The organism is Clostridium sp. AF32-12BH (assembly GCF_003477935.1).
Classification (GTDB): domain Bacteria; phylum Bacillota; class Clostridia; order Lachnospirales; family Lachnospiraceae; genus Brotaphodocola.
This window is the reverse complement of record NZ_QUEH01000022.1, coordinates 39,377-49,326: the sequence shown is the minus strand read 5'-3', so window position 1 is coordinate 49,326 and position 9,950 is coordinate 39,377. Positions and strand designations below refer to the sequence as shown.

Annotated in this window: 10 protein-coding genes and 1 other RNA gene; 1 reads left to right on the top strand and 10 read right to left on the bottom strand. The window is 48.8% G+C overall.

Annotated elements, in window-relative coordinates; translation table 11 throughout:
• A partial coding sequence (locus DWZ40_RS19870; RefSeq protein ID WP_207664528.1) for a hypothetical protein occupies positions 1 to 378 on the top strand: 378 nt, incomplete at its 5' end.
• Here DWZ40_RS19870 and DWZ40_RS17545 read toward each other — a convergent pair.
• The 10 genes from DWZ40_RS17545 to tadA form a co-directional block, all read right to left on the bottom strand.
• A complete protein-coding gene (locus DWZ40_RS17545; RefSeq protein WP_118544151.1) occupies positions 338 to 1,078 on the bottom strand; it encodes a CvpA family protein in 741 nt (246 codons plus the stop codon). The genes DWZ40_RS19870 and DWZ40_RS17545 overlap by 41 nt on opposite strands.
• Before the next feature lie 61 nt (positions 1,079 to 1,139).
• Positions 1,140 to 1,964 (bottom strand): Cof-type HAD-IIB family hydrolase, encoded by an 825-nt coding sequence (locus DWZ40_RS17540; protein WP_118544147.1) that lies wholly within the window; start codon positions 1,962 to 1,964, stop codon positions 1,140 to 1,142.
• The gene (locus tag DWZ40_RS17535; protein ID WP_118544146.1) at positions 1,964 to 3,955 is read right to left on the bottom strand and encodes a tetratricopeptide repeat protein; all 1,992 of its coding nucleotides are present in this window, start codon (positions 3,953 to 3,955) and stop codon (positions 1,964 to 1,966) included. The genes DWZ40_RS17540 and DWZ40_RS17535 overlap by 1 nt, the downstream gene beginning before the upstream one ends.
• A gap of 129 nt (positions 3,956 to 4,084) precedes the next feature.
• Positions 4,085 to 4,681 carry a recombination mediator RecR gene (recR, locus tag DWZ40_RS17530; protein WP_118533726.1) on the bottom strand — a complete coding sequence of 199 codons (597 nt, stop codon included), beginning with the start codon at positions 4,679 to 4,681 and terminating at the stop codon, positions 4,085 to 4,087.
• Position 4,682: 1 nt separating this feature from the next.
• Entirely contained in the window at positions 4,683 to 5,036 is a 354-nt protein-coding gene (locus DWZ40_RS17525; protein WP_118544145.1) for a YbaB/EbfC family nucleoid-associated protein, read from the bottom strand.
• 52 nt (positions 5,037 to 5,088) lie between these two features.
• Complete coding sequence (gene dnaX / locus DWZ40_RS17520) at positions 5,089 to 6,702, bottom strand: DNA polymerase III subunit gamma/tau (RefSeq protein ID WP_118544144.1); 1,614 nt, start codon at positions 6,700 to 6,702, stop codon at positions 5,089 to 5,091.
• Positions 6,703 to 6,765: 63 nt separating this feature from the next.
• Positions 6,766 to 7,842: an ATP-dependent 6-phosphofructokinase gene (locus tag DWZ40_RS17515; RefSeq protein ID WP_118544143.1), complete on the bottom strand. Its 1,077-nt coding sequence runs from the start codon at positions 7,840 to 7,842 to the stop codon at positions 6,766 to 6,768.
• A gap of 160 nt (positions 7,843 to 8,002) precedes the next feature.
• Positions 8,003 to 8,264: signal recognition particle sRNA large type (ffs, locus tag DWZ40_RS17510), an RNA gene on the bottom strand.
• A 122-nt stretch (positions 8,265 to 8,386) separates the two neighbouring features.
• Positions 8,387 to 9,304 carry an alpha/beta hydrolase gene (locus DWZ40_RS17505; protein ID WP_118544142.1) on the bottom strand — a complete coding sequence of 306 codons (918 nt, stop codon included), beginning with the start codon at positions 9,302 to 9,304 and terminating at the stop codon, positions 8,387 to 8,389.
• Positions 9,305 to 9,407: 103 nt separating this feature from the next.
• Positions 9,408 to 9,938: a tRNA adenosine(34) deaminase TadA gene (gene tadA / locus DWZ40_RS17500; RefSeq protein WP_279220684.1), complete on the bottom strand. Its 531-nt coding sequence runs from the start codon at positions 9,936 to 9,938 to the stop codon at positions 9,408 to 9,410.
• Positions 9,939 to 9,950 lie beyond the last annotated feature (12 nt).

Sequence of the window (9,950 nt, the reverse complement as noted above, 5' to 3'; positions counted from 1 at the left end):
GATAGTTTAGCACAGCTTCAAGCTTTTGTCAACAACTTTTTTAAATTTCTTTTTGAATCTTTTCAGATTCGCTTTGCTGTTTTCAGCAGCGTGTTGTGTCTTACCAGATGTTTACGCTTTTGTCAACAGTTTTTTTATTTTCTTTTTTCTGTCCCGCTGTTTTTCGCGGGTGAGTTATACTATACCATCCAGGAAATGGTTTGTCAACAACTTTTTTCAAAAAATATAAAAACAAAAAGCCACACGCAAAAAGGCTTAAAAATCAGGCAAAATCCGGTTGCTATTTACGCGGTGCGCAAACAGCAACCGGATTATACACCGCATTCTGCCCTAGTCCTCACGAAAAGCCCTTCAAAATACACAAGAACAGCCAGTTAAACAGATTATTCTGATACAGCAAGCTCAGCCACCAGCTTTTTTCAATCTGTATAAGCACCGGCTGCGCCCACACCATACCAGAGCAGGCCTTTATAATAAGACCGGCGAGCCATATGATCAGAAGACCCGCAACACCTCCAAGTAATGCACCAGCTAGCTGGTTCAATTCTGATATGATTGGAAGCCGTGCTACCTGGTCCAGCCAATGTGCGCCCATCCGGAAGAAGAGAAATACTACCGCAAATAAGATTCCGGAGCCAAACGTCCGGATTACCATCGTTGCCAGATATGACCCGAGATAATCAAAAAAACGGTTCACGCCCAGCATACGGTAAATCTCACTATTGTTATTTTCCAGCAGTACCTCCTTCATTTGTTCCGGAAGCTTTAAATTTTCTATTATATTTCTCTGATACGAGGGCTGTACTTCTGTTCCATCTGGCTCATCTGTTTCTTCCATTCCAGCTTTTGCCCCGGCCATTTTCAAAAGACTCTCCCCCACCATCTGATGGATGGCAGTATTATGATTCAATGCAGCCGTCACACACGGCATGGCTACACGTGTCACAACAAGGCTCAGGATCAACGCTAATAATGTCACTGCAATGCGCACCAACCCTCTATAATGTCCATAAAGCACCATAGACAGCCAGAATACGCCCACACCGACAGACAGCCAGTGTTCTGCTAAAAAATCCATATGATATACTCCATTCTGCGCTTCCGGCCACCACATACATATATTTCTTTCATGCAAATTTTCACAACAATTTTTCAATTGCATCCGCAACCCCGTCTTCATCATTCGTCACGGTTACATAGTCTGCCTCTGCCTTTAATGCTTCCACAGCATTTCCCATGGCAACACCGATTCCGGCCATGCGGATCATAGTCATATCATTTTCCCCGTCGCCGAAACCCATGGTCTGTTCCCGGCTTAAGCCCAGATGCTTTGCCAGGCGAAGGATTGCTTCCCCTTTTGTTGCTCCGGGCGCATTGATCTCCAGGTTATTGTCCAGGGATGAACTGACAATTACGTCCCCGCGGTCCTGCAAGGCTCTTCTTGCTCGGGCACGCTCCTGCTGGTCACCAAAGAAATAATTGATTTTTTCCACCGTAAGCCCTAACGCGCGGACCTTCTCCACGACATCCGGTACTTCCTGTCTTGTCTGGCGGACCATTGCCTGGATCGTATCCGGGATCGCGTAATCATCCATATGTTCCAGAAACCGCTTTTCCCCATATGCACATCCATTCACATAGGCATCGTACATGGTATGAAACTTTCCTGCCATTTCCAAAATATCGATTGCCTGTGCGCAGCCCAGCTTCCGCTCATCCAGGATCTTATGCTCTGCCACGTCTTCCACGATCGCACCATTCGTCGTAATGGCATAACGGATTCCTGGCAAAGTACGCAGAAACTCCGGCACGCCTCCCCAGATGCGGCCGGTACAGGGTACAATATAAATCCCGCGGGCAATACATTCTTTCAGTGCCTTTTCATTTCTCGCAGAGAGACGCTTCTGGCTATCCAGAAGCGTCCCGTCTAAATCAAGTGCAATTAATCTAATTTCTCTTCTCATTATATAAAATGCTCTTCCTTTAAAATCAGCATGCCGTCTTTGTCATACTTAGAAGAAAACAATCCCTTAATGGCTTTGCCGAGAGATGGCTTTTCCGCACGGTCCGCAGCTTCCTCGATCAAAGCCTGTGCTTCCTTTCTGGTCAGCGGGATTCCGTCTTCTTCCATGATCTCGATCCGCTCATAAAGCGCAAGCATGCTCTTACCGGTAATGCTGCAGTCAATCTCTGATGCATATTTGCAGCAATACTGCGCAAATTCATCGATATCCATTTCTGCTTCTTCTGCAGATTCAGCTAGTTCTGCCGCTTCCTGTTCTGAAGCTTCTAATTCCGGTTCCGGCGCCCGCATAGCCCCATTGCTGGTTGGAACCACCTTACGTACCGGACGTTCTGCCTGCTTAAGGTTTGATTCTCGCTCCGGTTCTGCCATGCTTTCCGGCTCTGCCGCAGCAACCTCTGGCTCCGCTGCCTGTACCGGCGGATAATCACAGCCAATGCACTCAAACTTGTCTGCCAGCGACGGATTCTGCGCATGCAGCATCTCCATCTGTTTCGGGTTGTCGATCAGGATAATACGCATGCCGCTGGTATCGCGGGTCATAAGTGTTTCCAGTTCCCCGATCATCTGAGGCGTTAAGTCTCCGGCCTCCTCGATCATAAGATCTTTTCCGCTCAGTTTGTCTGCACAGGCAAGGATTCCCCGCTTGTTCAGCTTGGAACCGGTAATCTTTGCCACCGGATTTTTTATTCCGGTTTCTTTTTGAATCTGTTTTAAGGTCTGAATCGCAATCTCCATGCCTTTTTCAGGCGATCTTGCCTCAATCATCAGGTGATTGGTCATGCGCGGAAGCTCTGGTTCCTCGTCAAATTCGTCGATCTCTTCGATTTCCGGCTCCGCAGCTTCTGTTTCCGCTTTCCGTGCAGCATCTGCTGCCGGCATACGGCGAATGGAATCCAGTACCCGGGTCTTGCCCAGGTCACTCTCCTCTTCCACTGCATCTTTCCCGATCCGCGATACCTCTTTTGCAAGCTGTGCCTCGGTCTCTGCCTGCTGTACCTGTGCCACAATTGCTTCTTTTCCATAGGAAAGATCCGGAGTAATATTTACCTCCGGTGCTTCTGTGTTTTCTTCATCGACGTCTTTTACAGCAGCCTCTTTTAGCAAATTCTGTTCTTCCGGGACTGCCTGAACAGCATCCGCCGGTGCAGGCACTTCCGAAACCACTTCTGAAGCCAGCTCTGCTTCTGCCTCTGCATCTGTTTCTTCAGCGGCATTTCCTGACTGTTCTGCCTCCGGCTGCACATCAGTCTCCGGCTCGTCATCCATCGCATCTTCCTCTTCAAAGGCCTGCTCTACTGCGCGCAGTTTTTCCTCGTATTTATCCCGGTTTTCTACCAGGTCCATCTGGTACTTATTTAACGGCGCATACTGGACCTTCAGCTCCATGGCCTTATCTACATATTTGCCAAGACCAAACATCAGCATGATCTTATCGCAGGCTGCCACACAGCGCTGCGCATCACCGGCACGGTGATACAGCTCTGCCAGCTCGTACAGCCATTTTTCATCCAGCTCTTCTTCGGTATAGCCCTCCAGAGAATGGATCTGCTGCTCAATCGGCGCATCCATCGCCTTTAAGATCATATAACGGAGCAGATGCTGGCGCGGATCATCTCCCGCCAGGTCACAGAACTCCCGGTAGTAAGCATTTGCTTCCTCTACATTGCCTTCCTTTAACGCAAGATCGGTCAGCTTGTAAAGCAGCCGTTTCCCAATCGGCGCACGCTCAAAAGCCATCAGCAGAATGTCTTTTGCATCCTGATACTCATGGTTCTTTTCGTAAACGTTGGCAACCATAGACAGCAGATTCGCATTGCGGACCTTCTTCCAGTCAATGGTATCCGCAATTTTCATGGCTGTCTCAAAATCGCCCTGATTGCTTAATTTTCTGATTTGTTCTACTTTTATGTTAAACTCGTATTTATCCATCTTCTGCACTCCTTTGCCACTGTCATTTCGCTGCTGTTCATGTACGCATGGCCAGCAACGGGCAAATATCCATTCTCTCGCCGCCGTTTTTCTGCTCCGCAGACACCGGCAGCTGGTCTCTGACCTGCCCTACAACTCCACGCGCCCTTCTAATGCCCTTAACAGGGTTACCTCATCAATATACTCCAGATCTCCTCCAACCGGTACCCCGCTTGCAATCCTGCTTACACGGATTCCTGTAGGCTTGATCAGCTTACTGATGTACATGGCCGTAGTTTCCCCTTCCAGGCTGGAATTGGTGGCAATGATCACTTCTTTTATGTCCCCCTGAAGACGCTGCATCAGCTCCTTCAGCCTGATGTCATTGGGTCCTATACCCAGCATCGGAGAAATGGCTCCGTGCAGTACATGGTATACACCTTCATACTTTCCTGTCTTTTCGTATGCAGCCAGATCCCTGGTGTTTTCAACCACCATGATCGTTTTATGGTCACGCTTGTCGCTGCTGCAGATTGGACAGAGTTCCTGATCTGTCAGAGTATAACACTCCTTGCAGTAACGGATATTCGCCTTGGCCTGCGTGATCGCGCCAGCCAGACTCGCCACCTGCTCCTGCGGCATATTGATGATATGAAATGCCAGTCTCTGTGCTGATTTGCTTCCAACACCCGGAAGCTTTGATAATTCCTCGATCAGTGTTGTGATCTGTTTGCTGTAGTAATCCATTTTAGAATGGGAAGCCTCCGCCCAGACCGCCTAATCCGCCGGTCAGCTTTGACATGGCTGCCTGAGACTCATCTTCCATCTTGCGCAGAGCCTCATTGGTTGCTGCCACGATCAGATCCTGAAGCATCTCGATATCGTCCGGATCTACTACTTCCTCAGAAAGTTTTACGGAAAGCACTTCCTTTTTACCGGAAACCGTTACGGTTACAGCACCGCCGCCTGCGGATGCACTGTACTCCTTCTCTTCCAGTTCTTTCGTTGTCTCTTCCATCTGGCGCTGCATTCTCTGCGCCTGTTTCATTAAATTATTCATATTTCCCGGCATTCCGCCCGGGAATCCACCACGTTTTGCCATGATGCTTCCTCCTAATCTTTGTCATCTTTGTAACTGTTTTGCATCTGCTCAGTTACTCATCTTCTATTGTAATATCCATGTGAACCGCATTTTTTAATTCTTCGTCACTGACGTAAATGGTGTTCAGCCGCTCACCGGCATTTCTCATGCGCGCTTTGAAATACATGGTCTTGCCATACTGCTCCTCCACATACTTTTCCAGCGCGCCAAGGACCGTGGGCCTGCTGCCGATGGCATAGTTGTCCCCATTTGAAAATACGATGCACAGACAACTGTCTCCACTTGGTTCCAGTACCGTATCACGGAAGCTTGGACGGATTGCTCCGCCAAGTTCCCGGATAATTTTCCCCCAGTCCTGACGGATGAGGTTTAAATCTTCCAATTGAGCTTTCGGAATGGATACCTGCTGCGGTGGCTGTGCCGGTTCTGCGTCGGCTGATACCGGCGTTCCTGCTCCCTGCTGTCCCATCTGGGCCGCCATCTGCTGCATCATCTGGGAATTGACCGGAACTCCTTCATCCATCCGGTCTTCCAGTTCTTCCAAGCGCTGTAAAATGGAATCCAGATTCGGCTCCATCTGCGGCTTTGTCAGCTTAATCAATGCCAGTTCAATCAGCACCCGCTTCTGGCTTGCATAGCGGATCTGATTGGAAAGTTCTGAAAAGATCCGGATAAAACGCATGAGCGTTTCCCCACTGATCATTTCTGCCTCTTCCCGCAATAGCTTTAAGTTGTCTTCTGACATATCCAGCATATTTTCTGCGTCATCGGCTGTTTTTAACACCAGAAGATTCCTCAGGTACCAGATGAAATCTGTGACAAACTGCCCCAGTTCCCGACCCTGGATCACCATTTCTTCCAGTTTTTTCATGCACGCCGTTGTGTCCTTTGCGATCACAGCACGCAGCAGTTCACTAAAAACACCAGAATCCACTGCGCCCAGCACTTCCAGCACATTATCGTAAGTGAGCAGCGTGCCATAATGAAACGCGACACACTGGTCCAACAGGCTTAAAGCATCTCGCATGGAGCCATCCGCTGCCTTGGCTACATAGCGCAGCGCTTTCTCCTCTACCTGGATATTTTCCGCATCGGCCAGCTCCCGCAGACGCGCCGCAATGGTATCGATCGTGATACGCCGGAAATCATAGCGCTGGCAGCGGGACAATACCGTGACCGGGATCTTGTGCACCTCTGTCGTTGCCAGGATAAAGATCACGTAAGAAGGCGGCTCCTCCAGTGTTTTTAACAGCGCATTAAATGCACCGGTAGAAAGCATATGCACCTCGTCGATGATATAGACCCGGTACGCGCCTTCCGTCGGCGGATACTGGACCTGTTCCCGGATCTCACGGATATTCTCCACACCGTTGTTGGATGCCGCATCGATCTCTACTACATTCATGGAGCTTCCGGATGCGATTGCCTTGCAGGCTGCGCATTCATTGCACGGACTTCCGTCCACTGGATGCTCACAGTTTACTGCCTTTGCAAAAATCTTTGCAATGGTAGTTTTACCGGTTCCGCGGGTTCCGCAAAACAGATAAGCATGGCCGATCCGTCCGCTAGTAATCTGGTTTTTTAATGTCTGCACAATATGATCCTGACCCTTGACATCATCAAACTGGGCAGGGCGCCATTTCCGGTATAGTGCAGTATATGACATATTCTTTAACTCCTTGTTTCCGGCAGTCTGACTCACTGAATTCATCTGCCTGTCAGGCTGTCTTTATTCATCACCAAAGCTGATTCCGATCATCTTGGCTTCCTGGATCATGGAGCAGTTCGGATCTACCGTTTTTAATTTTCCGGCAACCTCTTCCAGCGGAACTTCCGTAATCTCGTTATTCCGCACTGCTACCATATACCCATATTTCTTTTCCTGGATCAGCTTTGCCGCTGCCGCGCCAAGACGGGTAGAAAGCACCCGGTCGTACGGACACGGCTCGCCGCCTCTCTGGGTATGGCCCGGAACTGTCACACGGACTTCCTGTCCGGTCCGTTCCGTGATCTGTGCGCCAAGCTCGTAAGCAACTGACGGATAGATCACCTGGTTCTTTTTCTTTTCTTTTAATTCCTTCTTGCTTAAGCCCGCATCTTCCTTGGAGATTGCGCCTTCCGCAACAGCCAGGATGGAAAAACGCTTGCCCTGTTTGCTGCGCTCCTTTAATGCCGCAACAATGACATTAATATCGTACGGGATTTCCGGAAGCAGGATAATGTCGGCACCGCCAGCCATTCCTGCGTACAGGGTCAGCCAGCCAACCTTATGGCCCATGACCTCCACGATGAAAACACGTCCATGGGATGCCGCTGTTGTATGAATGCAGTCGATGGCGTTGGTTGCTACATTGATCGCACTCTGGAAACCGAAGGTTACATCGCTTCCCCAAAGATCATTATCAATTGTCTTCGGAAGAGATACCACATTTAAGCCCTCTTCCCGCAGAAGGTTCGCCGTTTTCTGGCTTCCGTTTCCGCCCAGCACCACCAGACATTCCAATTTCAATTTCCGGTATGTGTGCTTCATGGCCTCAACCTTGTCCAGACCATTTTCATCTGGAACACGCATCAGCTTAAATGGCTGTCTTGACGTACCGAGGATGGTTCCGCCCTTTGTCAGGATTCCGGAAAAATCCGAAGGTTTCATGATCTGGTAATCTGCATACATTAAGCCTTTATAGCCATCTTCAAAACCAATGATCTCTACATCTTCAAACATCTTATACAGTGCTTTTGCCACACCGCGCATGGTTGCGTTTAAGCTCTGGCAATCGCCGCCGCTGGTCAGTATTCCTACTCTCATCGAAGACACACCCTTCTTTCTTTATAGTTATCCTAAATAAAAAAACCCACTTTATTATAATACACCGCTTTCTCGTTTGTCCATCTTTTATTCGGAGAAAGGAAAAAATGGGCATACCTTCATTCTCTGAAGATATACCCACTATTATTCTTTATGAAATCCGCGCACCCCGCTTTGTATACGGCTCACAGGCGTTACCCTGGCAGCCAGCTCGGTCCAGGCTTCCTTACGGCACACAGAGGGACTCACTTAGTGCTGCTGCATTCCTGCCCTGACACGGTTCATGAGGTTCTGTTGCGCAAGACCCAAACGTCAACGCCGCTTACCAGGGGCAGCCCTGCAAGTTCGCATCCGAGGCGGGATATCACCTCTGCTGGAGCGGATTGCAGATACAGGGCACCGCTATCTCCCCGGCTGCGCGGAAGCTTTATGACATGTTCTTGTGACATCTGTATGTTTTCACAAATGCCTGTTTAGTATACATTAGAAACAAGCGTTTTGTCAAGATTTCTGTCACGATCACTTGGATACAATCGTAAAACACTTATAAGGATGCGCCAAGAATCGCATGGATCACGCATTCCTGCGCCTCCCACCATTCATCTACCATTCTTCCGGCAAAACCGTGGCGTGAATTCAAAAACCGCTTCATGGTAACTTCTGTCCCTGCTTCAACCAGCCGCATTCCATACGCCTCATCCTCGAAACGCAGATTGCATCTTCCTGCCGTAATAATGAGCGTGGACGGCAGATCTTTGATCATCGCATCGGTTGCCAGTCCGGGAGAAACAAATGGCGATAAATTTAATGCTTTGTCTCCAGCTGTATAAAACGCATCAAATGCCCTCATACGTTCCACGGCACCTGGTGTTGTCTCTGGTCTGGAAGCCGGATCTGTCTGAAAATTCATTGCTGCATATGCCAATACCTGAAGGCAGAGCTGGAAATCTTTGCTTTCATTTGCCCGCAATGCCACAGCTGCTGTTAAATTTCCGCCAGCACTCTGTCCACCCATGGAAACCCGTTTTTCGTCGGCATGCCAGTTTTCGCACTGCGAAAATGCCCACTGAACCGCTGCATAACTCTGTTCAAATGCTGTCGGAAATGGATGATCCGGACCTACTGCATAATCGACATCTACTACAATGCCATGAATTCCAGATGCAATATGGGCACAATAATAGTCGTCATCTTCTCCCTGTGGAAAAACAAATCCGCCTCCATGGCAATTTACGTGTACCGGACAGCCATCTTTCCGATCCAGTGCTTTTGTAATAACAATCCGCACATCCGGAATACCAGCTTTCTCTACAGGCAGCATCATTTCTGTCCGTTCCACCAGTTCTCTGCATTTGCTGAGTTTTTCCGGAATTTCACGGCTGTTTAACATAATTTCCCGGGTACCTCCCGTTTCACGAATCACATCTTCCCAATGTTTTCTCTCTTCCTGTGACAGTGCCATCTTAATCCCTCCAATATTTTACAAAAACATTTTCCTGTTATTACCATACTAGCACTGCACAAAACCAAACGTAACTACGAAAAAACTATATTCCTTATAAGTTTTATTCATACTTTCCAGAAAAATTTCCATTTTGTTTTTCTGCTGCCCGTTTTTTTCTCAGGTCTCTGAAAAACTGTGACAGCATTCCGGAGCATTCTTCCCTGCATACATGGATCCTTGTCTCTACCTGATGGTTAAACCCTTCCTCATGGAGCATGTCCAGTACCGATCCCGCGCAACCGGCCTTGGGATTCATACAGCCAATGACCACATTCGGAATCCGCGCCTGCACAATGGCTCCCGCGCACATAGGACACGGTTCCAGTGTCACATACATCGTGCAGTCTTCCAGACGCCAGTCCCCCATTTTTTTGCAGGCTTTCCGCATCGCGATGATTTCGGCATGAGCCAGGACTGTTTTGTCCGCCATACGCCGGTTATAGCCACGGCCAATGATCTTTCCCTGATATACGATCACGCAGCCAATCGGGACATCCCCCAGAGCCGCGGCCTTTTTTGCCTGCCGGATTGCCTCTTTCATATATCGGATATCCTCCGGTGATACAAATGCTTCCTGCGTATCTTTTTCTATCGTTGCATTTTC

Excerpts from the sequence above, each read along its gene's own strand:
- dnaX (WP_118544144.1), bottom strand. The coding sequence starts at position 6,702 with ATGTCATATACTGCACTATACCGGAAATGGCGCCCTGCCCAGTTTGAT.
- DWZ40_RS17535 (WP_118544146.1), bottom strand. The coding sequence starts at position 3,955 with ATGGATAAATACGAGTTTAACATAAAAGTAGAACAAATCAGAAAATTA.
- DWZ40_RS17545 (WP_118544151.1), bottom strand. The coding sequence starts at position 1,078 with ATGGATTTTTTAGCAGAACACTGGCTGTCTGTCGGTGTGGGCGTATTC.
- DWZ40_RS17505 (WP_118544142.1), bottom strand. The coding sequence starts at position 9,304 with ATGGCACTGTCACAGGAAGAGAGAAAACATTGGGAAGATGTGATTCGT.
- recR (WP_118533726.1), bottom strand. The coding sequence starts at position 4,681 with ATGGATTACTACAGCAAACAGATCACAACACTGATCGAGGAATTATCA.
- DWZ40_RS17515 (WP_118544143.1), bottom strand. The coding sequence starts at position 7,842 with ATGAGAGTAGGAATACTGACCAGCGGCGGCGATTGCCAGAGCTTAAAC.
- DWZ40_RS17540 (WP_118544147.1), bottom strand. The coding sequence starts at position 1,964 with ATGAGAAGAGAAATTAGATTAATTGCACTTGATTTAGACGGGACGCTT.
- DWZ40_RS17525 (WP_118544145.1), bottom strand. The coding sequence starts at position 5,036 with ATGGCAAAACGTGGTGGATTCCCGGGCGGAATGCCGGGAAATATGAAT.